The sequence below is a fragment of the Flavobacterium fructosi genome (genome assembly GCF_042787335.1).
In the GTDB taxonomy this organism is placed as follows: domain Bacteria; phylum Bacteroidota; class Bacteroidia; order Flavobacteriales; family Flavobacteriaceae; genus Flavobacterium; species Flavobacterium fructosi.
This window is the reverse complement of the sequence record NZ_JBHZQA010000005.1, coordinates 63,177-86,103: the sequence shown is the minus strand read 5'-3', so window position 1 is coordinate 86,103 and position 22,927 is coordinate 63,177. Positions and strand designations below refer to the sequence as shown.

Here is a 22,927-nt window from a genome sequence, read left to right as displayed (position 1 = left end):
TAACACCCGTATACAAGATTGCAAACGGGTGTGTACTTTATTATTTTTTAGCTTCCTCTATGTAAGAGATTGCTTGACCTACAGTAGCGATGTTTTCTGCTTGATCGTCTGGAATTTGAATGTCAAATTCTTTTTCGAATTCCATAATAAGCTCAACAGTGTCTAATGAGTCAGCTCCTAAATCATTAGTGAAGCTTGCTTCTGTTACAACTTCGTTTTCGTCAACACCTAATTTGTCTACGATAATCGCTTTTACTCTTGATGCAATGTCTGACATAATCTTTAATTTTAGAATTTAATTTGTTGGCAAAAATAAAAAACTTTATTTTAAAACAACTAATAAGTTAATAAATGTGACAACTAATTTATAAAATATATTTGACAAAGCTTTCTGAATGTTATTTAATTTCATTTTTTATTCCTTTTTTTGCATAATATAAATGAGTTGAATTATGAAAAAAATTGTCATTTTTGCTTCGGGATCGGGGACTAATGCTGAAAATATTATAAAATATTTTGCTGAAACAAAAAATGGAACGGTCGTTGCCGTTTTCACAAATCGTCCAGATGCCAAAGTAATTGAAAGGGCCCAAAACCATCAAGTTCCAGTCGTGGTTTTTTCGAAATTCGACTTAATTGAAAGTAAAATACTGCAAAAATTAAATGCATTCCGTCCTGATCTCATAGTTTTAGCTGGTTTTTTATTAAAATTCCCACAGGATATCATTGAAGCTTACCCGGATAAAATAATAAATATACATCCGGCATTATTGCCTAAATATGGTGGTAAAGGAATGTATGGGATGAATATTCACAGAACAATAGTCGAAAACAAAGAAAAAGAAACGGGTATTACGATTCATTTTGTCAATGAAAATTATGATGAGGGAAATATTCTTTTTCAAAAAATTATAATCTTGGCTGGCAATGAAACTGCTGAGGAAGTGGCTAATAAAATACATGAATTAGAACGAGAGCATTTTCCACAAGTTATTGAGAGATTGTTAGAAAAGTTGACTTTTTAGAATAGTTACGATAGCACAAGAAAAAATTTAACAATCTAAATAGGGTTCAAGTCTAAAAATCTAAAATGGAACACGACGTACATATATATACTGATGGTGCCGCCAAAGGAAATCCGGGTCCCGGTGGTTATGGTGTTGTTATGGAATGGGTAGGCAAGCCTTATAAGAAGGAATTCTACGAAGGTTTTCGTCTAACGACCAACAATAGAATGGAATTATTAGCTGTAATTGTAGGGTTAGAAAAGCTTAAAAATTTAAATACCCGAGTTTTAGTGATTTCAGATTCTAAATATGTGGTTGATTCCGTTGAGAAAAAGTGGGTTTTAGGTTGGGAAAAAAAAGGGTTTGTTGATAGGAAAAATTCTGATTTGTGGAAACGTTTTCTGATTATTTATAGAAAACATAAAGTCAATTTCAAATGGATAAAAGGACATAATAATCATGTTCAGAATGAAAGATGTGACCAGTTGGCAGTTATGGCTTCGATGCAAAAGCAACTTTCGATAGATGCTTTTTATGAAAGTAAGAGTGAGTAATTTTTATATTTGAGTAATTGCTAATTCGTTTTTTTTGTATTTATTTGAGATCAAATCTTTATTTATTGTACTGTGGATAATGTTGGCGAGCGCTTCAATTGTTCTAATTTTTGCATAAGGGCGATGATAAATAATGCTCATTTCGCGAACCGGAATGGGTGTATTAAAAAAACTGACTTGTTTTTTTCTTTCGCAGGAAAGGGTATTGTAATATAATTCAGGAATTAAAGTTAATCCGCCAAATTCGTCAATCATATTCAATAAAGTATCAAACGAACTTGCTTCCAATTTTAAATTTTCAACCATTTTTTCTTTTTTCTTTAAAGAGCATAATTTAATAAATTGTTCTCTAAGGCAATGACCTTCTTCCAAAAGCCAGATTTTATGATTTCTAATTTCATCGGGTAAAATGTAGTTTTGTACCGGATCAATATCACCATACACCATTAAAGTTTCATAAAATAAAACGATATCTTCAATTTCGGTGTCATTTAATGGGGTAGCAACAATTCCCATGTCAAGTTGCCCTTCTTTCAGCTGTTTTGTAATAGATTTAGTTGTTTGTTCTGAAATTTCTAATTTTAAGTCAGGGAAGTTTTCTAAAATAGGTTTTATGATTTTTGGCAGTAAAGAGTTTGCTATTGTCGGGATGATTCCAATTCTAATCTTCCCCTCAATTTTCCCATTAGTCTTTTTGGCATTGTCTTTTAAAAGCTGGCTGTGAAGAACTACTTTTTTTGCATTTTCAACAGTTTCCATCCCAATTTCGGTAGTCTCCGTTGGATTTTTCTTTCGGTCAAAAATAATTATTTCAAGCTCTTGCTCTAATTTTTTGACCATCGTGCTTAATGTTGCTTGTGTGACATTGCAATACTCAGCAGCTTTTGTAAAGTTTTTTAATCGATCTACGGCGATTATATATTCTAATTGTTGGATATTCATGTATATAGATGTTGTCAATGACAAAGATATAAACTTTCAGTTATGTCAATATGTTTTTTGTCGATATTTTTGCATTAATAAATAAATAAAATAGTCTTATGAAACAAAAAGCATTAGTCTTATCAATAGCAATGTTGATAACTCAGCTAACATTTGGTCAAACATTAACAACAAATTCTGGAGCTCCAGTAGGAGACAATCAAAATTCAAAAACAATAGGGCAAGATGGACAAGTCCTGCTGGAAGATATACATTTGATTGAAAAATTAGCTGCCTTTGACCGTGAACGTATCCCGGAAAGAGTGGTTCATGCTCGCGGAACTGGTGCTTTTGGAGAATTTGTTGCAGCCTCTGATTTTTCGGATGTTACCATGGCAGATTTTTTAAACAAAGCGGGTAAAAAAACACCTTTATTGGTTCGCTTTTCAACGGTAACGCATCAAGCCGGTTCTCCTGAAACGTATCGTGATCCTCGAGGTTTTGCAGTTAAATTTTATACAGAACAAGGAAATTATGATTTAGTAGGAAACAACTTGCCAGTTTTCTTCATCCGTGATGCGATGAAGTTTCCGGATATGGTTCATGCATTTAAACCTTCTCCAATAACAAATGGCGCATCAGATCCGAATCGAGTATTTGATTTCTTTTCAAATGTGCCAGAATCAACGCACATGTTAACGTGGGTATTTTCTGATTATGGAATTCCAGCGAATTTTCGCCAAATGGAAGGTAATGGAGTACATGCTTACAAATGGGTAAATACGAAAGGCGAAGTTACCTATGTAAAATACAAATGGGTTCCGCAACAAGAAGTGCGTAATTTATCGCAATCAGAAGCCAATGCAATTCAATCCACACAAATTGAACATGCTACTTTGGATTTGCGTAATGAAATAGAAAAAGGGAATTTCCCAAAATGGGATTTGTATGTTCAAATGTTGAAAAAAGAAGATTTTTTGGCTTTAGATTTTAATGCCGTTGATCCTACTAAAATTTGGCCTGAAAAAATTGCTAAATTGATAAAAGTAGGGACGATGACTTTGAATCAAAATCCTTCCAATTATTTTCAGCAAATAGAGCAAGCCGCTTTTTCTCCTGCAATTTTAGTTCCGGGAATTGAGCCTTCGGAAGATAAATTATTACAAGGGAGATTGTTTTCTTATTCTGATACACAACGCCATCGTTTAGGAGGTAATTTTCAACAAATTCCAGTAAACATGCCTAAAAACGGAGTAAATACCTACAATGAAAATGGATATATGTCGTTGCGCCCTCAAACAGGTGATGTGAATTATCAGCCTTCAACAAATAAGCCGGAGGTAAAGGATGATGCAAAATTCAAATATTCAAAATCAGAATTTGCAAACGTAACAACAGCACAGTCAAAAATTTCGAAACCAAATGATTTTGCTCAAGCGGGCGATTTGTACCGTTCTTTTTCTAAGAAAGATCAAGATGCATTAATTTATAATTTATCTGGAGCATTGAAACAGGTGAAAAATAAAGTAATTGTTGCTAAAATGATTGCCCATTTTTACCAAGCGGATAGAGAATACGGAATGCGATTAGCAAAAGAGCTTAAAATGGATCGTAAAGAATTAGAATCTTTGATGATGCAATAAAGCAGGATTTAATAAAGGAGCGTTTTTAACGCTCCTTTATTTATTATTTAAAAATATGAAAAAAATAATTTTCACTCTATTGATTTTAATTTCTGGTATTTTGAATGCACAAAACACAGCTGTTTTTGAAGCGGCAAGAACGAATGATTTAAAAACGATTGAAAAGTTTATAAAGGAAGGGAATGATATAAACGTATTAAATTCCTCCGGTTACAGTTTGCTTATTCTGTCCGTTTACAATAATAATTATGAGGTTGCAGTGTATTTGATTTCGCAAAAAGCGAATTTAGATATTCAGGATTCTTCGGGTAATTCCGCTTTGATGGGCGCTTGTTTCAAAGGGTATTCTTCCTTAGCAGAATTATTATTGATACACCAAGCAAGTCCAGACTTGATAAATTATAATAATGCCAATGCGTTATTTTTTGCTGCAACTTTTGGACAGGTAAAATGTGCGGAAATTTTGTTGAAATATAAAATTAATACGCAACAAAAGGATGTTTTTGGAAAAACGGCATTGGACTATGCAGTGAATCAAGAAAATGAGGCTATTATTTCCTTGTTAAAATAAAGACATTTTGATTAAATCTGTAGATTGTAAAAAACGAGATTTTTTATTATTTAAGATTTAAATTAGCAAAACTTTACGACTGAGACCCGTTGCAATTTTACAACTTATAAACTATCTTTGCGCCTTAATTCGAAACTCATAAAATGAATAAATTATTAATTGTTGGAAGTGTTGCTTTTGATGCCATAGAAACGCCTTTTGGCAAGACTGATAAAATTTTAGGTGGAGCGGCGCCTTATATAGGAATTTCGGCTTCTTTTTTTAATTTACAATCAGCCATAGTTTCTGTAGTTGGCGATGATTTTCCACAAAAATATTTAGATTTATTAACAGCCAGAAATATTGACATTTCGGGACTTGAAGTGGTTAAAGGTGGGAAAACGTTTTTTTGGAGCGGTCTTTACCATAATGATTTGAATTCAAGAGATACATTGGCAACGGAACTTAATGTTTTGGGTGATTTTCAACCAAAGGTTCCTCAGGATTTTAAAAATGCCGATATAGTGATGTTAGGAAATTTGCATCCATTGGTACAAAGTAGTGTAATTGACCAAATGGAAACGAAACCAAAGTTGGTAGTGCTCGACACTATGAATTTTTGGATGGATTGTGCTTTACCAGAATTATTGGATGTGATGAAGCGTGTTGACGTAATTACAATCAATGATGAAGAAGCAAGACAACTTTCGGGAGAATATTCTTTAGTGAAAGCGGCTGCTAAGATCCAGAAGATGGGGCCTAAATACGTAGTAATTAAAAAAGGAGAGCACGGAGCACTTTTGTTTCATAATAAAGAAGTTTTCTTTGCGCCAGCACTACCTTTAGAAGAAGTTTTTGATCCAACAGGAGCAGGCGATACTTTTGCAGGAGGTTTTGCAGGATATTTAACACAGAGTGAAAACATTTCTTTTGAGAATATGAAAAATGCGGTAATATACGGTTCTAATTTAGCTTCCTTTAGTGTGGAGAAATTTGGAACAGAAAGGATGGTTACTTTAGATAAAAAGGAAGTTGTGTCTAGATTGCAACAATTCAAATCATTGACACAGTTTGACATAGAATTATAATGCATGAAAACCTCGGAAACGGGGTTTTTTTTGTTAAAAAAAATATAAGGGATACCTTCTGGTTTGATTATTGTCACACACATAAATTAGTCAAATTCAATTTTAGAATAACACAACAACAAACAACAACACAATGAGCGACGCTTTACAACACGAATGTGGAATAGCACTAGTTAGACTACTCAAACCGCTTGAATTTTACAAAGAGAAATACGGAACGGCTTTCTACGGAATACAAAAAATGTATCTCCTTATGGAAAAGCAACACAATCGCGGACAAGACGGAGCTGGTTTTGCAAGTATTAAAATGGATGTTGAACCTGGGGAGCGCTATATAAGTCGCGTGCGATCCAATCATTCGCAACCCATTCAAGATGTATTTAAACAAATAAATGAAAGAATAAATGAAGAAATGGCAGCTCATCCTGAATATGCGGATGATGTTGCGCTTCAAAAAGAGAATATTCCGTACTTAGGGGAGTTATTTTTGGGTCATGTGCGTTACGGAACTTTTGGGAAAAATAGCATCGAAAGCGTTCATCCCTTTTTGCGTCAAAGCAATTGGATGCATCGAAATTTGATATTGGCCGGAAATTTCAATATGACCAATGTAAAAGAACTTTTTCAAAATTTAGTAGAACTGGGCCAGCATCCAAAGGAAATGGCAGATACGGTTACGGTTATGGAAAAAATCGGTCATTTTCTAGACAAAGAAGTGATGCAGTTGTATCAAGATTGTAAGGAAGAAGGTTTGTCTAAAAGAGAAGCTTCTCCTGTAATTGCAGAGCGCTTAGATATTGCTAAAATTTTGAGACGTTCTTCTAAAAATTTAGATGGAGGTTATGCTATGGCGGGGCTTTTAGGACACGGTGATTCATTTGTGTTTAGAGATCCTGCAGGGATACGTCCGGCTTATTTTTATCAGGATGACGAAGTTGTTGTTGTTGCTTCTGAAAGACCGGTTATACAAACCGTTTTCAATGTACCTTTCGAAAAAGTACAAGAAATAGAACCTGGAACGGCATTAATAATTAAGAAAAACGGAACTGTTTCAATGGAAGAGATTCTTCCTCCAACAGTTAAAAAAGCATGTTCTTTTGAACGTATTTATTTCTCGAGAGGAAGCGATGCTGAAATTTATCAAGAAAGAAAAAAATTAGGAAAATTGATTTTGCCTGCTGTTTTGGAAGCTATTGATGAAGATACGGATAATACGGTTTTCTCTTATATTCCTAATACTGCTGAAACATCATTCTACGGATTGGTTGAAGCGGCTCAGGATTTTTTAAATCAAAGAAAGAACAATTACATTTTAGAAAACAGAAATACATTAACTAAGGATTCCTTACAAGAATTACTTTCGGTAAAAATCCGTACAGAGAAAGTAGCGATTAAAGATGCAAAACTAAGAACATTTATTACGGAGGACAGCAGCCGGGATGACTTGGTTGCCCACGTTTATGATGTAACGTATGGCGTTATCAAACCAACAGACAATTTGGTGATTATTGATGATAGTATCGTTCGTGGAACTACCCTTAAAATGAGTATCATCAAAATGATGGATCGTTTGAATCCAAAACGAATTGTAATCGTTTCATCAGCTCCTCAAATTAGATATCCGGATTGTTATGGAATTGATATGGCTAAACTAGAAGGTTTAGTAGCATTTAAGGCGGCATTAGAATTGTTAAAAGAAAGAAACTTGTATCACATTGTTGATGAAGTGTATTTAAAATGTAAAGCTCAGGAAAATTATATAGACAGTGATATTGTCAATTATGTAACCGCAATTTATGAGCCTTTTCAACCGCAAGAAGTTTCAAACAAAATTGCTGAAATGTTAAGTTCTCCTGAAATAAATGCTGAAGTAAAAATAATATTCCAAACGGTAGAAGATTTGCATATTGCTTGCCCAAAAAACTTAGGGGACTGGTATTTTACGGGTGACTATCCAACACCGGGAGGTAATCGAGTGGTGAATCGTGCGTTTATGAACTTTTACGAAGGAAAAGATGCCAGAGCTTACTGATAAATGACTGTAATTCAGTAATTAAACGTTTTTATTTGTTATTCATCTAATTTATTTGCTTAGAACATATAACTACTATAAATTTACTCCACCATATAACATTAGTAGGTTATGTTTATGGTAGATTTGGGGCAAAAAGGGTGGAAGCAATTCCACCTTTTTTATTGAAATAAAGTCAAAAAATGACATAAATAAAAGCGCCGATTTCAAAATTTGAAATCGGCGCTTTTTTACAAGAGAAAACAAAGAAGAGGCAAGATTTATAGAAATATTCTACTAAATCTTTTATATTGTCTCTTTCATCTAATAAAAAATTATTTTTCTAAAGCATATCTTCTTGAAACTTCCGTCCAGTTAATTACATTGAAAAACGCTTCAATATAATCAGGTCTTCTGTTTTGGTAATGCAAATAATAAGCATGTTCCCAAACGTCCATTCCTAAAATTGGAGTTCCTCCGCAACCTACACCAGGCATTAATGGATTGTCTTGGTTTGGAGTGCCGCATACGTCTAGTTTTCCCCCTTTATGAACACATAACCAAGCCCAACCAGAACCAAATTGTGTAACACCAGCTTTACTGAATTTTGCTTTAAACTCTTCAAAAGTTCCAAAAGCAGCTTCAATTGCTGCCAATAAATCACCGGTCGGAAGACCACCACCGTTCGGAGTCATTACAGTCCAATACAAATTGTGGTTGTAAAATCCACCACCATTGTTACGAACCACCATGTTTTTCATGTCAAGATTAATCAAGATATTTTCAATCGTTTTACCTTCTAAATCTGTTCCGGCAATCGCTGCATTAACATTGGTAATGTAAGCGTTATGATGTTTTGTATGATGAATTTCCATCGTGCGTGCATCAATATAAGGTTCTAATGCGTCATACGCATAAGGTAATTGTGGTAATTCAAATGCCATAATATGATTGTTTAAATTAATTTATAATAATATTTTATTCAAATTTATACATTTAACTTTATAATCGGAAATTCTATTTAGTTATAATTTCATTAAATTAACTGATAGTGTGCCCTTTTTAATTTGTTATGTAATTGTAACAGGCTCGTTTTTAGGAGCAATTTCCTGCTTTCCACTGCAAATGAAATTCACTGAACACCAATTAAAATAAAAGTATAGTGAAGCAATCTTTTTATTCGCCGAAAAGGCGAATAAAAAGGATTTTCGTTGCAAGCAAAGTTCATTGAACTCCTGTGGAAATGAAAGTTAGGTGAAGTAATCAGCGCTAAAAAAAACACTATTTTCCACAATGCTATTTCATTTTTAAAATATAGTAGAAGTTTAAATTACTTTTTTGATGTCAATATGAAGATTAAAAAAGCTATTTTAAGATTGTGCCATCGCCATGCAAATTATACTGATTTTAGCCCCTGGAATTTTCAATAATGCACGAGAACAAGCTTCTAAGGTTGCTCCGGTTGTAATAACATCATCGATTAAAAGGAAATGTTTATTGTGTTTTTTTTCCGTAAAAGAAACATCAAAAATAGTTTCAATTCCTTCCGTTCTTCCCAAAAGGCTTTTCTTAGATTGTGTTTTTGAATATACATTTCTAATTAGTAGGGAATCATTATAATCTAAATTTAAACTAGCAGAAAGTGCAGTCCCAAAAGCCGTTACTTGATTGTATCCTCTTTCTTTTAATTTTTTTGGATGCAATGGAACCGGAATAATTTCATCAACAGATTGTAATAACTTTATATTCTTTAAATCTTCGGCATACCATTCGCCCAAAACAGTTCCTATTTCCTCATGTCCTTTGTATTTCAGATTATGGATGAGTTCTTGTACAATCCCTTTTTTATGAAAATAAAACAAAGCCGAAGTATGAATTACAGGAATTCTTCCATAAAACTTTTTGAAGGCGTCATTCTCTGGATTCAAGTGATGATTCGTCAAGGGAATATTGTGCCTGCAAACGGTACAAATCACATTTTCATTGGATAATAAAAAGGAGCTGCAACCGGAACAGACTTTTGGAAAAAAGAGATTTATAATGCTTTCAAACATGTAATCAATGATTTATTTATAAAAATAGACAAATCATTGCTTCAATCTTTAACAATTTTCTTTTTTTTAAGTTCACTTTTTATATTTTTGCACTATTATGGCAAAACAAGAAGATTTATTTAAGAATGTAATTTCGCACGCAAAAGAATACGGATTTATTTTTCCGTCAAGCGAAATTTACGATGGTTTAAGTGCAGTCTATGATTATGCACAAAATGGAGTAGAATTAAAGAAGAATATACGCGAATATTGGTGGAAAGCGATGGTTCAAATGAACGATAACATCGTAGGTCTTGACGCGTCTATATTGATGCATCCAACCACTTGGAAAGCTTCAGGTCACGTAGATGCCTTCAACGATCCATTAATTGACAACAAAGATTCGAAAAGAAGATATAGAGCCGATGTTTTGATTGAAGATTATGCCGAAAAGCTGAATCAGAAAGCAATCAAAGAAATCGAAAAAGCAAGAGCTCGTTTTGGTGATGCTTTCAACGAGCAGGAATTTGTAACTACAAATGCTCGAGTAATTGAATACAAAGCCAAAGAAAGAGAAATTCTGGAAAGAATGGCGCGTTCGCTTGGTAACGAAGATCTTGAAGATGTGAAAGCATTAATCGAAGAATTAGAAATTGCCGATCCGGAAACGGGTTCTAGAAACTGGACCGAAGTGCGTCAATTTAACTTGATGTTTGGTACAAAATTAGGTGCTTCAGCTGATACTGCGATGGATTTGTACTTACGTCCAGAAACCGCTCAAGGTATTTTTGTAAATTTCCTGAATGTACAAAAATCAGGAAGAATGAAAGTTCCTTTTGGAATTGCACAAACCGGGAAAGCGTTTAGAAATGAGATTGTAGCAAGACAGTTTATTTTCCGTATGCGGGAATTTGAACAAATGGAAATGCAATTTTTTGTACGTCCAGGCGATGAAATCAGATGGTACGAACATTGGAAAACAGCTAGACTGAATTGGCATTTGTCATTAGGACTTGGTAAAGAAAATTACCGTTTTCACGATCATGAAAAATTGGCACACTATGCTAATGCAGCTGCTGATATTGAGTTTAATTTTCCTTTTGGATTCAAAGAATTAGAAGGAATTCACTCGCGTACTGATTTTGATTTGAAGGCACACGAACAGTTCTCTGGTAGAAAATTACAATATTTTGATGCCGAATTGAATCAGAATTATGTTCCTTATGTAGTAGAAACTTCAGTAGGATTAGACAGAATGTTCTTGGCAGTATTTGCAACTTCTTTAAAAGAAGAAACATTAGAAGATGGTTCTACGAGAACAGTGCTGAAATTACCTTCAGTTCTGGCTCCTACCAAAGCGGCGGTTTTGCCGTTAGTTAAAAAAGATGGATTGCCAGATATCGCACATAAAATTGTTGACGATTTAAGATGGGATTTCAATGTAGCATATGATGAAAAAGATGCTGTAGGACGACGTTATAGAAGACAAGATGCTCTTGGAACTCCATTTTGTATTACTGTAGATCATCAAACTATTGAGGACGAAACGGTAACCATTCGTCACAGAGATACAATGAAACAGGATCGTGTTAACATTGCCGACTTGAAAGCAATTATAGAAAATGAAGTTTCGATTAAAAACTGGTTGATGAAAATGTAATCAAACATTGTGTTTATAAAAAAATGCTTCTCGATCGAGAAGCATTTTTTGTTTAAAATCGATAGCCAAGTGTTATTCCACCCCGACCTACAACTTCAGGGCTATTGCTGTTGAATAAATTCCTGCCAATACCTGCGTTTATTTCAAAAACAAATCCTCTCTTTTGTACCCATTTTGCACCTAAACCAAAACCCAGAGCAACATCTGTGAAATTTTTTCCTTCTACAGTATAATAGTTTTGATTTACGGAATCGTATTCTGAATAACGTCCAGCATTTCCCGAATTAATCATTCCGAACCCTTCTACAAAAAAACCAGCTGCTATTTTTTTGCCAAAATAAGATCGGTAGTATGGTGTTAAACTAAATTGTGTGTCAAAATCTTCCTCTTTAACAAAAAATAATGAAACGCCTAATCCAGAATCTTCATTTATTAATCTTTCGTAAGTAATTTCAGCAGCTCCTAATACTAAAAATAGCGCATTTCCTTTAATCTCATTTCTTTTGAAATCGGTTGTTTCTTTCTCTTGAGCAAAACCGGATAAAAAAGAAGATAAGCACATTATAATAAATAGTTTTTTCATAGAATTAGTTTTTTGTATAAAAGTAAGATAAATTGGTAAAAATGATACTTTTCACATTTAATTTAATGTTGGTCGTTGAGATAAAATGCCTCTCAAATACTTTACTCTTGTTTTCATCTTAAGTATTCCTAAGCGGAGAGTTTCTTGTTGGGCCCCGAAATGTTTTTTAAGGAATGATTGCGATGAATTTAATTTCGAGTTTCTTTCTGAAATAGAATCATGTACTTTATCGGATTTATTTGCAGTTCATCTTAATGTATTAACATTTGTTTAAAACATATTAACAAGATCTATTGAAAAATGGTTAAATGTTTATTTTTAGAATGTTAACAAGAATCTTGAAGTGGAAAATTTCTTTTTTAGTTTAATTAGTGTAACTAAACTACTCATAATAATTTGATAATTTGAAGTGTAATTTACTTTGGACCACTGATAAAATGCCTAACCATAGCAGGAAAAACAATTGATGAATTATTCGTACATTATTATTGACGATAATCAGGAAAGTTTTTTGAATACGAAAGCCGTTGCAGATGGTTTTTCGGAGCTCGTTTTTGTGGCAGCAGCAAACAATTATAATGATGGTTTAAATCTCATATTAGAATGTAAGCCGGATTTAATTTTTCTCGAAATTGATCCAATTAATAAAGAAAGCAACTTATCATTAGCGCTTATCAATGAATTATATAGGTTCTTGAATGTAGTGCCGAAAATCATTGTAACAACTACAAGTAAGGATTTAGCTTTTGACGCAATACAATATGAAGTGACGGATTACTTGTTGAAGCCTTTGGTAAATATTGATTTGGTAAAATTGATTTCGAAATTGAATAAATCCCATGCTTCATTTCAGCCACCAAAAGAGCAAACAATTATCCTTGATGAAAAACCGGTTTCTAATACACAACAGCTGCCTATAGTTGAGGAAAAACCACTGATATTATGTATAAAATCCTATGGTGACTATAGATATATTGATGCCAAAGATATTTGTTATCTTCAGGCAGATAATAATTCAACAGATATACATCTTAATAATGGTGAAATGATCACTGCGTTCAAAACATTGAAGCATTTTGAAGGAATTTTATCCTTTCCTTTTATTAGAATTCACAACAGTTATATCGTAAATCGCAATTATATTTCCAGAATTCATACCGGAAATACAGTATGTTATATTAAAAACACTACAGTTAAACTACCTTTTTCTAAATCCTATAAGACAAATGTAGACCAGATTATCTCTGATTTCTCTAACGGGAATTATCTTGAAATTTAAAAAATAGTCATTTACCCTAATTTGAATGTCATTTACTATCAGATGGCCATATTCTACCATATGCTCCTTTTTTTGTAGGAAAAATTAAAGTTCCTTATGTAGTTTTACGAAAGAAATTCTTGCTAAAAGAATGGTAATTAACGTAAAATCAAATAAAAACATAAAAATCCCCTATTATGAAAAAAGCAATCTTAACAATCGGTTTATTCTCTTTAGTAATGGTATTAACATCATTTACTACACAAGAATCAAATACTACTACAAAGTCTGATACTAATATTAATATCGTTGGAGGAACTGGGACTTCACAAGGCAATGTGAAAGTAGATATTGTTGGAGGAACTGGGACTTCACAAGGCAATGTGAAAGTAGATATTGTTGGAGGAACTGGGACATCACAAGGTAATGTGAAAGTGGACTAATAATTTTAAGTAAACTTTTCTAATAATATTAGGGCTATCAATTTTTGATAGCTTTTTTTTATGTTAATAGGTATATTTTGCTATTTTTGATAAATCTAATTAGCAACTATTGAAAAATAAATATTACATACCTCTATTATTATTGTTTCTGTTGTTTCTTTTTTTTGCATGTATCAAAAAAAATGAAGGGGGCATTCTTGTTAATTCATCTCAAGATAGCCTTTCAACCTATTTTTCATTGGCAAATGATTTCAGTCTAGCTCGAGAAAAAAGGCAAGCATTTACTCGTAAAGCGTTTGATATAGTTGTAAATCAGGAAAATGATTCACTCAACCGAATAAATATCTTTAAAGTTGCCAATCGGTATTATAACATAAACGATTGGAAAGACTTTAATAAAACAGTTCACCTTGTTTTAGACAAGTCAGAAAATGCTAAGGATACTATAAATATAATAAAAGCCTATACCTATTTGGGAGATTATTATGTATCTCAATCGGTTTCAGACAGTGCTTTTTTGTTTTATTATAAAGCGGAAAAGATGTATGTTAAATTGGGAGATAATTTTAATGTAGGTAAAACACTGATTAATAAAGCTACCCTACAGTATATGGCGGGGGATTTTTTAGGGAGTGAAAAAGCGGTTTTCATCGTATTGCGAATAATTAAAAATGAGAAGCAAGCCAATAATATTTTATATGATGCATATAATCTTTTGGGGATCATATATAGTGAACTTGGTGAGGATGAAAATGCAATTACATATCACAATAAAGCATTATTAATTAGTGATGATGAAATAATACCTAAGGAATTCCAGTCTAGAGCCACTTCTTATAATAATATCGGATTTCTTTATCTCAATACTCAAAATTATTTGCTCGCAAAAAGGTATTTTCAAAAAGGATTGGAACAAAAAAAACTAGCTATTCAAAAACCATCCATTTATGCGATGTTGTTGGATAATTTGGCTTATGCAAAATTCAAATTAAAAGAAACGGATGGCTTGCCGCAACTATTTTACCAGTCGTTGAAGCTGAGAGATAGTTTAAAACTGAATTCTGGAATATTTATCAATAAAATTCATTTGTCAGAATATTTTTTTTCAAAAAAAAATAGAGTCAAAGCTTTCCAGTATTCCAAAGAAGCACTTTTATTAGCTCGAAATACTAAAAATTCAAGAGATATTTTAGTTGCTTTGAAACAGTTGGCCATTATTGAGCCGGAAAAAGCATCCTTTTATACCAAGGAATACATTCGGATAAATGAAAGCTTACAAAAAGAAGAGCGTAAAATGGGAGACAAGTTCTCTCGTATAGAATATGAAACGGATCAGATAAAAGACGAGAACACTGATCTGGAAACTAAAAACAGGAATTTATTATTTGGGTTTAGCGCCTTTGCTGTCTTGGGATTATTTATATATATCCTAAAAGCTCAAAAAACTAAAAACAGAGAATTACTCTTCAAACAGGAACAACAAAAGGTTAATGAAGAAATATATAATCTTATGATTTCGCAGCAAAGCACCATTGAAACCAGTAGGGTGCAAGAGAAAAAAAGAGTTGCGCAAGAATTGCATGATGGGGTTTTGGGGAGAATGTTTGGCGTACGGATGAATCTAGATGGCTTGAATAAATTCAATGATGAGCCAGCCATTAAACAGCGAATTAGTTATTTGTCTGAATTAAAAAATATAGAACAAGATATTCGTGAAATTTCGCATGATTTGAATAGAGAAAAATCAGAATTAATTAATAACTTCGTTGCCATTGTAGATAATTTGCTCGAAGATCAAAAAAAGACATTCAAGCCAAAATTATTAGCAACGATTGACAGAACGATCAAATGGGAATTAATTAGCAATTCCGTTAAAATAAATTTGTATCGGATTATCCAAGAATCACTTCAAAATATTAATAAGTATGCTGAAGCGAATAGTATTAAAATAGAAATCAAAAAAAGGGATGGGGATTTATTTTTAACCATAACTGATGACGGGAAGGGATTTGATGTAAAAAAATCAAAAAAAGGGATAGGTTTGCAAAATATACAATCCCGAACCACAGAATGCAATGGAACTGTTGATATACAATCAAAAAATGGAAATGGGACAATCATAACGATTGCAGTTCCTTTTGAAAACAAACAAATACTCACATAGAAATGACAATCGTCTCAAATCTAAAGACTACAATAAAAAACAATATACTAATCGTTGATGATCATCCTTTTATTATTGAGGGATACAAAAATGCGATTACAAGGTACAATCCTAAAGACTTTGAGTTTTTGATTAGCCAAGCAAAAGATTGCGAATCGGCATATAATATAATTACCGACCCCGATACTACTGTTTTTGATATTGCTTTTTTAGACATTAGTATGCCTCCTTACGAAGAAAAAGGGATTTATAATGGCGAGGATTTAGCAAAATTGATTTCGGAATATATGCCTAGCTGTAAAATTATTTTACTTACCATGTATACCGAATTACTAAAAATAAAGACCATCATCAAAACAATTAACCCAAGTGGTTTGGTTATAAAAAATGATTTGACATTTGATGAATTGATTTTTGCTTTTGATAAGGTAATAAAAGGCAAAACATATTATAGTGAATCAGTTTTGAAAATGTTGAGCTTGTCTGAAGAAGATACTATAGAAATTGACCAATTTGACAAACAAATTTTGTTTCATTTATCGAAAGGGACAAAGTTGAATGACATACCGCAGTACATCCCAATATCGTTAGGTGCAATTGAACGAAGGAAAATAAATTTGAAAGAATTATTGAAGGTAGAAGAAGGAAGCGATCTTGAATTAGTTCGAGAAGCTAAAAATAGAGGATTACTTTTTTAACATTTAAAAAATTATTAAACAAAAAAGACACTGAATAAGTGTCTTTTTTGTTTAATAAAAAAATTTATTCTTCTCGGATTGCATCCCAACCACGAGCTTTTAAAGCAATTCTTGTATTGGCTCGAGTTACTAAGTGAATCCCTTCACTTTCTTGTGTCATGTGTCCAATGATCGTGAAATTTGGATTTCCTTTTATTTTTTCAAAATCCTCCATAGCAATAGTGAAAAGCAATTCATAATCTTCACCTCCATTTATTGCAACGGTGGTGCTATCGATATTGAATTCTTCGCAAACATTTATAAACTGAGGGTCGATAGGTAATTTGTCTTCATATAAATTACATCCCACTTTAGACTGCTTGCATAAATGCATAATTTCCGAGGATAATCCATCCGAAATATCAATCATTGAAGTTGGTTTTATCTCTAAGGCATGCAACAAAGTGCGCACATCTTTTCGGGCTTCTGGTTTTAATTGACGTTCTATAAGATACGTATAAGCGTCTAAATCAGGTTGTGAATTCGGATTAACCTGAAAAACTTGCTTTTCTCTTTCTAAAACCTGTAAACCCATATATGCAGCACCAAGATCACCTGTTACAACTAATAAATCCGTTTGTTTTGCGCCGTTTCTATAAACGATTTCCTCTTCGTCTGCTTCACCAATAGCAGTGATGCTAAGTATTAATCCTTTTTGTGATGAGGTAGTATCACCACCAATAACGTCTACTTTGTATTCGTTGGCCGCATGCGTAATTCCTGCAAATAATTCGTCTAATGCTTCTAATGGGAAACGATTGGAAACTGCAACAGAAACGGTAATTTGAGTTGCTTTAGCATTCATGGCACAGATGTCAGAGATATTAACGACCACTGCTTTGTACCCTAAATGTTTTAAGGGCATATAAGCCAAATCAAAATGCACGCCTTCAATCAACAAATCAGTAGAGATAACTACCTTTTTATCTTTGAAATCTAAAACTGCAGCGTCGTCGCCAATCCCTTTTAGAGTTGAAGGCTGATTGATTTCAAAGTTTTTTGTCAAATGGTCAATCAGTCCAAATTCTCCTAATTGGGCGATACTTGTACGTTGTGGGGTTTTATCTTCGATCATTATTTTTTATTGTTTTGAGGTTGCAAATATACAAAGAAATTTTCGCCTTGAATTACATCTATTTTTGCCATTTTTTTTCGCACCTTTAAGTTATTAAATTCATAAAAAATGAAATCATTTGAAATCTTTACGATAACAGTTAATCCTGCTTTGGACAAAAGTACTCACTTTAAAGGCCTAATACCAGAACAGAAAATACGATGTGATGAACCGCAGTTTGATGCTGGTGGAGGAGGAATCAATGTATCTAAGGCAATCTCCCGTCTAGGCGGAACTTCTTTTGCTGTCTTTACTTCTGGGGGTCCTACAGGTAAAATGCTTGAAGAATTGGTCGCTAAGGAAGGAATTGCCTTTGAAAGTATTGCCGTTGAGAGTTGGACCAGAGAAAGTTTTGTAGCCGTGGATGATAATACTAATTCTCAATACCGTTTTGGATTTACAGGTGGAAAAATTTCCGAAGAAGAAAGCAAAAGAATATTAGAAACCATAGCAGCTTTAAAGCCAAAATTCTTAGTTGCCAGCGGCAGTTTTAATGAAGGTTTGTCCGTTGATTTTTATTCGAAAATTGCAGAAATCGCCAAAAAATCAGCTGCTAAATTAATTGTGGACACCTCAGGTGAAGCATTAAAAAAAGCATTAGAAATTGGTGTTTATATGATAAAACCTAATGTTGGCGAACTCGCAAAACTGATTGGCGTAGAACGATTGGAGCTGGAAGAAGTAAACGAAGCCGCCAAACAAATCATTGCTAAAGGCGGCGCTGAAATAGTAGTCGTTTCTCTTGGTCCACAAGGTGCAGTGCTGGTTACAAAAGATTCTTATGAGTTTGCCCCAGCTCCCAATGTAGCCAAAAAAAGTACTGTAGGTGCCGGAGACAGCATGGTGGGCGGAATGGTTTGGGCACTTTCGCAAAACAAAAGCCTGAAAGAAGTTATTCGGTGGGGAGTGGCTTGTGGCTCGGCAGCAACGATGAATGAAGGAACTCAATTGTTTAAATTCGAAGATGCCAACCGATTGTTTGAATGGTTGAAGAATAAATAAAAATAGAAAACCTGATAATTGTTATATCATCAGGTTTATACCTTAATACTTAGAAATCTAATCATTCAACTTCAAAACAGCCATAAAAGCTTCTTGTGGAATTTCAACATTTCCAACCAATCTCATTCGTTTTTTACCTTTTTTCTGTTTTTCCAATAATTTACGTTTACGGGATATATCTCCACCATAACATTTGGCGGTAACGTCTTTACGCAACGCTTTTATTGTTTCACGAGAAATCACTTTTACCCCAATGGCCGCTTGAACAGGAATATCAAATTGCTGACGTGGGATTAATTCTTTCAGTTTTTCACACATTTTTTTACCAATGTGATATGCATTGTCTGCATGCATCAAGGATGATAAAGCATCCACAATGGTGGCGTTTAATAAAATATCCACTTTAACCAAATTAGAAGTTCGCATCCCAATTGGCGTATAATCAAACGAGGCATATCCTTTAGAAACGGTTTTCAAACGGTCGTAAAAGTCAAATACAATCTCTGCTAATGGCATGTCAAAAGTCAATTCAACCCGTTCCGTCGTCAAGTATGTTTGATTGGTGATTAATCCACGTTTTTCGATACACAAACTCATCACATTTCCAACGTAATCGGATTTGGTAATAATAGTTGCTTTTATAAAAGGTTCTTCAACATGGTCTAAACGAGAAGGCTCCGGTAAGTCTGAAGGATTATTTACGATAAGTGGTGTAGTAGGATCTTTTTTGGTATAAGCCAAATACGAAACGTTGGGAACGGTAGTAATTACAGTCATGTTAAACTCTCTTTCCAAACGCTCTTGGATAATCTCCATGTGCAACATTCCTAAGAATCCGCAACGGAAACCAAATCCTAAAGCTGCTGAACTCTCCGGTAAAAACACCAACGAGGCATCGTTCAACTGCAGTTTTTCCATAGAGTTTCTCAACTCTTCATAATCTTCAGTATCCACAGGATAAATTCCCGCAAAAACCATTGGTTTTACATTTTCAAACCCTTTGATAATATTTGTTGTTGGTGTTTTTGCATCCGTCAACGTATCTCCTACTTTCACTTCTTTCGCTTCTTTAATTCCAGAAATTAAATAGCCAACATCACCTGCTGAAATTACTTGTTTTGGAACTTGATTCAGTTTTAAAGTCCCAATTTCATCTGCAAAATATTCGTTTCCGGTAGCCATGAATTTTATCTTCTGACCTTTTTTAATTTGACCGTTTTTTACACGGAAAATAACTTCAATTCCTCTAAACGGATTGTAATGCGAGTCAAAAATTAACGCCTGTAAAGGCTCGTCAATATTTCCTGATGGAGGAGGAATTTTTTCGATAATCGCTGCCAATATATTTTCGACACCAAAACCAGTTTTACCCGAAGCGTGAATAATATCTTCCAATTTACAGCCAAGTAAATCAATAATGTCGTCACTTACTTCCTCAGGATTAGCACTTGGTAAATCCACTTTGTTCAAAACCGGAATAATTTCCAAGTCATTCTCCAAAGCCAAATATAAATTCGAAATCGTTTGTGCCTGAATACTTTGCGCTGCATCTACAATCAAAAGTGCGCCTTCACAAGCTGCAATTGATCGTGAAACTTCGTACGAAAAATCTACGTGTCCTGGAGTATCAATCAAATTCAAGATATATTCTTGTCCTTTGTACGTGTATTCCATTTGAATCGCGTGACTTTTTATGGTAATCCCACGTTCGCGCTCCAAGTCCATATTGTCTAGCAATTGCGCCTTTTCCTCACGAGCAGTAACGGTTTGTGTGGCACCTAATAATCGGTCAGCGAGCGTACTTTTTCCGTGATCAATATGTGCAATAATGCAAAAATTACGTATATGTTTCATATTTTATGGTATTGTTTTTTGAAAACATGAAATGCATAACATATCATCTTCTTTTTTCTATCTGTCCAAGGCTTTCTATGCCCTACTTTGAGTTTGCAAATATAAAGCAAACTTTTCACAATTTCTTTAAATATTTTGCCGTCCAAAAGAAGGTTTTCACTAGAACACAAAAATGTTAAATAGCTGTTTTACAATTATTATTAACCTTACTTTTGTTTGAATAAAAGAAAGGAAACGGTATAGTGGATTACGATAAAATCAAAGAAAAATTAGAAATTCTGGCAGACGCAGCAAAATATGATGTATCCTGTTCCTCAAGTGGCGGGAACCGAAAAAACATCAATAAAGGACTCGGCGATTCATCGGCTTCTGGAATTTGTCATACCTACACCGAAGATGGACGATGTGTTTCCTTGCTAAAAATATTACTTACCAATTTTTGTATTTATGATTGCGCGTATTGTGTCACTCGAAAAAGTAATGACATTCAGCGAGCCGCTTTTACCGTAGAAGAAGTGGTTGATTTGACCATCAATTTTTACAGAAGAAATTATATTGAAGGTCTTTTTTTAAGTTCAGGAATTTTTAAAAATGCCGATTATACGATGGAACGTTTAGTTCGAGTAGCCAAAAAATTAAGGTTAGAACATAATTTCAATGGGTACATTCACCTTAAAAGTATTCCTGGAGCTTCTGATGAAATAATGCGAGAAGCCGGATTATACGCAGATAGGTTGAGTATGAATTTAGAAATTCCTACTGAATCTGGATTGAAATTATTGGCGCCAGATAAAAATCATCAAGACATGATTAAGCCGATGCGTTTTGTAAAAAACGAATTGATTCAATACAAGGAAGAAAAGAAAAAATTCAAAAGCACACCTAAATTTGCACCAGCTGGACAAAGCACACAAGTAATTGTTGGGGCAACTCAAGAAAACGATTTTCAAATCATTCAGGTTGCCGATCATTTTTATAATAATTTTAATTTAAAACGTGTCTATTATTCTGGTTATGTGCCAGTTTCCAATGATGCACGATTGCCAGCCATCGGTGCTCAAGTTCCGTTGGTACGTGAAAACAGATTGTATCAAGCCGATTGGCTGATGCGTTTTTACGGGTTTAAAGCCAATGAAATTCTGGAAAAAAATAACCCATTTCTCGATTTAGAAGTTGATCCAAAAATGGGATGGGCTCTTCGGAACATCACGCAGTTTCCAGTAATTATTCAAAATGCTCAGCTTGAAATGATTCTTCGTGTTCCGGGTATAGGAGTAAAATCGGCACATAAAATTGTTCATGCCAGACGATTCCAAAATCTTTCCATGGAACATTTAAAAAAAATAGGTGTATCGATTAACCGAGCAAAATATTTCATATCCGTAAGCAACGAAAATACCCATTTAAAATTTTTGAACGCTTTGAATTTAAAGGAAATTATTCTCAGTGATATGAAATCAAAATTTGAGAAACCGTTTGATAATCAATTATCATTACTCAATGACACAACTTTCCTACGATAATACTTTTGAGGGTTTATTAACTGCAGTTTTTGAAATCTATGAATTCAAATATTCAAACCCAAAAATCAGTAAAAAAGACGATTTACAGCACAATTTATTTGCTGAAAAAATAGAAATTAGTACCGATATTTCTAAATCCGATCGGGTTATTAAAAAGCTCAACGCACAAATTGGAAGTGATGGTGTTCGCTGTATCATTTACGCTTTTCTGTCGGAAAAAATAGGTGTTGAAGATGTGATTTTTGATATGATAAATTATGCGGTTCAAAATCCTACCATAAATATTATGAAGGATTTTGCAAATGAAAGTGTATTGCAAATTTCTCAACTAACCAAAAATGTGGGGCGCGAAAAGCACCGAATGGAAGCCTTTATTAGGTTCGAACAATTGAAAGACGGTATTTATTTTGCCAAAATTGATCCTGATTTTGATGTTTTAACATTGATTATTAAGCATTTTAAAAACCGGTACCAAGATCAGAAGTGGATTATATATGATTTACGACGTAAATATGGTGTCTATTACGATTTAAAAGACGCCGAAATTGTGATGATGGATTTAGATATTAAATCATTAGATGATAAAAACAATCAAGTTTTTTCGGACACAGAAATCAATTATCAGAAACTGTGGTGGGAATATTTTGACCATACTAATATAAAAGAACGAAAAAACACCAAGCTACACGTACAGCATGTTCCAAAACGCTATTGGAAATACCTAACCGAAAAGAAAATGTTTTAGACTTACAAACATTTCCGTATTTTTGCAAAAAAAATTA

General features: G+C 33.6%; 21 protein-coding genes. 14 read left to right on the top strand and 7 right to left on the bottom strand.

What is annotated here, in order from left to right:
- Window positions 1-40: 40 nt before the first annotated feature.
- Complete coding sequence (locus ACFX5D_RS09605; RefSeq protein ID WP_007137004.1) at window positions 41-277, bottom strand: acyl carrier protein; 237 nt, start codon at window positions 275-277, stop codon at window positions 41-43.
- A 175-nt stretch (window positions 278-452) separates the two neighbouring features.
- On the opposite strand from ACFX5D_RS09605, the gene purN reads away from it, so the two are divergent.
- The gene (gene purN, locus ACFX5D_RS09600) at window positions 453-1,025 is read left to right on the top strand and encodes a phosphoribosylglycinamide formyltransferase (protein ID WP_379857979.1); all 573 of its coding nucleotides are present in this window, start codon (window positions 453-455) and stop codon (window positions 1,023-1,025) included.
- Window positions 1,026-1,090: 65 nt separating this feature from the next.
- Complete coding sequence (rnhA, locus tag ACFX5D_RS09595) at window positions 1,091-1,561, top strand: ribonuclease HI (RefSeq protein WP_379857978.1); 471 nt, start codon at window positions 1,091-1,093, stop codon at window positions 1,559-1,561.
- 3 nt (window positions 1,562-1,564) lie between these two features.
- Here rnhA and ACFX5D_RS09590 read toward each other — a convergent pair whose 3' ends face one another.
- On the bottom strand, window positions 1,565-2,503 hold the full coding sequence (locus ACFX5D_RS09590) for a hydrogen peroxide-inducible genes activator (RefSeq protein WP_379857977.1): 939 nt from the start codon (window positions 2,501-2,503) through the stop codon (window positions 1,565-1,567).
- A 98-nt stretch (window positions 2,504-2,601) separates the two neighbouring features.
- Between ACFX5D_RS09590 and ACFX5D_RS09585 the strand changes: the two genes are divergently transcribed.
- The 4 genes from ACFX5D_RS09585 (at window position 2,602) to ACFX5D_RS09570 (ending at window position 7,795) form a co-directional block, all read left to right on the top strand.
- Window positions 2,602-4,125, top strand: a complete 1,524-nt coding sequence (locus ACFX5D_RS09585) for a catalase (RefSeq protein ID WP_379857976.1) — start codon at window positions 2,602-2,604, stop codon at window positions 4,123-4,125.
- A gap of 55 nt (window positions 4,126-4,180) precedes the next feature.
- On the top strand, window positions 4,181-4,696 hold the full coding sequence (locus ACFX5D_RS09580) for an ankyrin repeat domain-containing protein (RefSeq protein ID WP_379857975.1): 516 nt from the start codon (window positions 4,181-4,183) through the stop codon (window positions 4,694-4,696).
- A 143-nt stretch (window positions 4,697-4,839) separates the two neighbouring features.
- Window positions 4,840-5,763 carry a PfkB family carbohydrate kinase gene (locus ACFX5D_RS09575; protein WP_379857974.1) on the top strand — a complete coding sequence of 308 codons (924 nt, stop codon included), beginning with the start codon at window positions 4,840-4,842 and terminating at the stop codon, window positions 5,761-5,763.
- 133 nt (window positions 5,764-5,896) lie between these two features.
- A complete protein-coding gene (locus ACFX5D_RS09570; protein ID WP_379857973.1) occupies window positions 5,897-7,795 on the top strand; it encodes an amidophosphoribosyltransferase in 1,899 nt (632 codons plus the stop codon).
- 314 nt (window positions 7,796-8,109) lie between these two features.
- Here ACFX5D_RS09570 and ACFX5D_RS09565 read toward each other — a convergent pair whose 3' ends face one another.
- Both ACFX5D_RS09565 and ACFX5D_RS09560 read right to left on the bottom strand, forming a co-directional pair.
- Window positions 8,110-8,718, bottom strand: a complete 609-nt coding sequence (locus ACFX5D_RS09565) for a superoxide dismutase (RefSeq protein WP_103998720.1) — start codon at window positions 8,716-8,718, stop codon at window positions 8,110-8,112.
- A gap of 426 nt (window positions 8,719-9,144) precedes the next feature.
- The gene (locus tag ACFX5D_RS09560) at window positions 9,145-9,828 is read right to left on the bottom strand and encodes a ComF family protein (RefSeq protein ID WP_379857972.1); all 684 of its coding nucleotides are present in this window, start codon (window positions 9,826-9,828) and stop codon (window positions 9,145-9,147) included.
- A 97-nt stretch (window positions 9,829-9,925) separates the two neighbouring features.
- On the opposite strand from ACFX5D_RS09560, the gene ACFX5D_RS09555 reads away from it, so the two are divergent.
- Window positions 9,926-11,467: a glycine--tRNA ligase gene (locus ACFX5D_RS09555; RefSeq protein ID WP_379857971.1), complete on the top strand. Its 1,542-nt coding sequence runs from the start codon at window positions 9,926-9,928 to the stop codon at window positions 11,465-11,467.
- Between the two features lie 52 nt (window positions 11,468-11,519).
- Here ACFX5D_RS09555 and ACFX5D_RS09550 read toward each other — a convergent pair whose 3' ends face one another.
- Entirely contained in the window at window positions 11,520-12,050 is a 531-nt protein-coding gene (locus ACFX5D_RS09550; protein WP_379857969.1) for a DUF3575 domain-containing protein, read from the bottom strand.
- Between the two features lie 466 nt (window positions 12,051-12,516).
- Here ACFX5D_RS09550 and ACFX5D_RS09545 point away from each other — a divergent pair, with 466 nt between their 5' ends.
- The 4 genes from ACFX5D_RS09545 (at window position 12,517) to ACFX5D_RS09530 (ending at window position 16,613) form a co-directional block, all read left to right on the top strand.
- Window positions 12,517-13,329, top strand: a complete 813-nt coding sequence (locus ACFX5D_RS09545; RefSeq protein WP_379857968.1) for a LytR/AlgR family response regulator transcription factor — start codon at window positions 12,517-12,519, stop codon at window positions 13,327-13,329.
- 176 nt (window positions 13,330-13,505) lie between these two features.
- Window positions 13,506-13,751: a 3-oxoacyl-ACP reductase gene (locus ACFX5D_RS09540; RefSeq protein WP_379857967.1), complete on the top strand. Its 246-nt coding sequence runs from the start codon at window positions 13,506-13,508 to the stop codon at window positions 13,749-13,751.
- A gap of 109 nt (window positions 13,752-13,860) precedes the next feature.
- On the top strand, window positions 13,861-15,915 hold the full coding sequence (locus tag ACFX5D_RS09535) for a tetratricopeptide repeat-containing sensor histidine kinase (protein ID WP_379857966.1): 2,055 nt from the start codon (window positions 13,861-13,863) through the stop codon (window positions 15,913-15,915).
- 2 nt (window positions 15,916-15,917) lie between these two features.
- Window positions 15,918-16,613 (top strand): response regulator, encoded by a 696-nt coding sequence (locus ACFX5D_RS09530; RefSeq protein ID WP_379857965.1) that lies wholly within the window; start codon window positions 15,918-15,920, stop codon window positions 16,611-16,613.
- Window positions 16,614-16,677: 64 nt separating this feature from the next.
- On the opposite strand, the gene thiL is transcribed toward ACFX5D_RS09530, so the two are convergent.
- A complete protein-coding gene (gene thiL, locus ACFX5D_RS09525; RefSeq protein ID WP_379857964.1) occupies window positions 16,678-17,727 on the bottom strand; it encodes a thiamine-phosphate kinase in 1,050 nt (349 codons plus the stop codon).
- A gap of 108 nt (window positions 17,728-17,835) precedes the next feature.
- Here thiL and ACFX5D_RS09520 point away from each other — a divergent pair, with 108 nt between their 5' ends.
- On the top strand, window positions 17,836-18,768 hold the full coding sequence (locus ACFX5D_RS09520; protein WP_379857963.1) for a 1-phosphofructokinase family hexose kinase: 933 nt from the start codon (window positions 17,836-17,838) through the stop codon (window positions 18,766-18,768).
- 57 nt (window positions 18,769-18,825) lie between these two features.
- On the opposite strand, the gene lepA is transcribed toward ACFX5D_RS09520, so the two are convergent.
- Window positions 18,826-20,622, bottom strand: coding sequence for a translation elongation factor 4 (gene lepA, locus ACFX5D_RS09515; RefSeq protein ID WP_379857962.1), 1,797 nt, complete (start codon window positions 20,620-20,622; stop codon window positions 18,826-18,828).
- 242 nt (window positions 20,623-20,864) lie between these two features.
- Between lepA and ACFX5D_RS09510 the strand changes: the two genes are divergently transcribed.
- Both ACFX5D_RS09510 and ACFX5D_RS09505 read left to right on the top strand, forming a co-directional pair.
- Entirely contained in the window at window positions 20,865-22,145 is a 1,281-nt protein-coding gene (locus ACFX5D_RS09510; RefSeq protein WP_379857961.1) for a putative DNA modification/repair radical SAM protein, read from the top strand.
- A complete protein-coding gene (locus tag ACFX5D_RS09505) occupies window positions 22,123-22,890 on the top strand; it encodes a TIGR03915 family putative DNA repair protein (RefSeq protein ID WP_379857960.1) in 768 nt (255 codons plus the stop codon). The genes ACFX5D_RS09510 and ACFX5D_RS09505 overlap by 23 nt, the downstream gene beginning before the upstream one ends.
- Window positions 22,891-22,927 lie beyond the last annotated feature (37 nt).

Excerpts from the sequence above, each read along its gene's own strand:
- ACFX5D_RS09580 (WP_379857975.1), top strand. The coding sequence starts at position 4,181 with ATGAAAAAAATAATTTTCACTCTATTGATTTTAATTTCTGGTATTTTG.
- ACFX5D_RS09520 (WP_379857963.1), top strand. The coding sequence starts at position 17,836 with ATGAAATCATTTGAAATCTTTACGATAACAGTTAATCCTGCTTTGGAC.
- ACFX5D_RS09550 (WP_379857969.1), bottom strand. The coding sequence starts at position 12,050 with ATGAAAAAACTATTTATTATAATGTGCTTATCTTCTTTTTTATCCGGT.
- ACFX5D_RS09555 (WP_379857971.1), top strand. The coding sequence starts at position 9,926 with ATGGCAAAACAAGAAGATTTATTTAAGAATGTAATTTCGCACGCAAAA.
- ACFX5D_RS09585 (WP_379857976.1), top strand. The coding sequence starts at position 2,602 with ATGAAACAAAAAGCATTAGTCTTATCAATAGCAATGTTGATAACTCAG.
- ACFX5D_RS09565 (WP_103998720.1), bottom strand. The coding sequence starts at position 8,718 with ATGGCATTTGAATTACCACAATTACCTTATGCGTATGACGCATTAGAA.
- ACFX5D_RS09545 (WP_379857968.1), top strand. The coding sequence starts at position 12,517 with ATGAATTATTCGTACATTATTATTGACGATAATCAGGAAAGTTTTTTG.
- ACFX5D_RS09590 (WP_379857977.1), bottom strand. The coding sequence starts at position 2,503 with ATGAATATCCAACAATTAGAATATATAATCGCCGTAGATCGATTAAAA.
- rnhA (WP_379857978.1), top strand. The coding sequence starts at position 1,091 with ATGGAACACGACGTACATATATATACTGATGGTGCCGCCAAAGGAAAT.
- thiL (WP_379857964.1), bottom strand. The coding sequence starts at position 17,727 with ATGATCGAAGATAAAACCCCACAACGTACAAGTATCGCCCAATTAGGA.
- ACFX5D_RS09575 (WP_379857974.1), top strand. The coding sequence starts at position 4,840 with ATGAATAAATTATTAATTGTTGGAAGTGTTGCTTTTGATGCCATAGAA.
- ACFX5D_RS09540 (WP_379857967.1), top strand. The coding sequence starts at position 13,506 with ATGAAAAAAGCAATCTTAACAATCGGTTTATTCTCTTTAGTAATGGTA.
- ACFX5D_RS09605 (WP_007137004.1), bottom strand. The coding sequence starts at position 277 with ATGTCAGACATTGCATCAAGAGTAAAAGCGATTATCGTAGACAAATTA.
- ACFX5D_RS09560 (WP_379857972.1), bottom strand. The coding sequence starts at position 9,828 with ATGTTTGAAAGCATTATAAATCTCTTTTTTCCAAAAGTCTGTTCCGGT.
- purN (WP_379857979.1), top strand. The coding sequence starts at position 453 with ATGAAAAAAATTGTCATTTTTGCTTCGGGATCGGGGACTAATGCTGAA.
- ACFX5D_RS09570 (WP_379857973.1), top strand. The coding sequence starts at position 5,897 with ATGAGCGACGCTTTACAACACGAATGTGGAATAGCACTAGTTAGACTA.
- lepA (WP_379857962.1), bottom strand. The coding sequence starts at position 20,622 with ATGAAACATATACGTAATTTTTGCATTATTGCACATATTGATCACGGA.
- ACFX5D_RS09505 (WP_379857960.1), top strand. The coding sequence starts at position 22,123 with ATGACACAACTTTCCTACGATAATACTTTTGAGGGTTTATTAACTGCA.
- ACFX5D_RS09530 (WP_379857965.1), top strand. The coding sequence starts at position 15,918 with ATGACAATCGTCTCAAATCTAAAGACTACAATAAAAAACAATATACTA.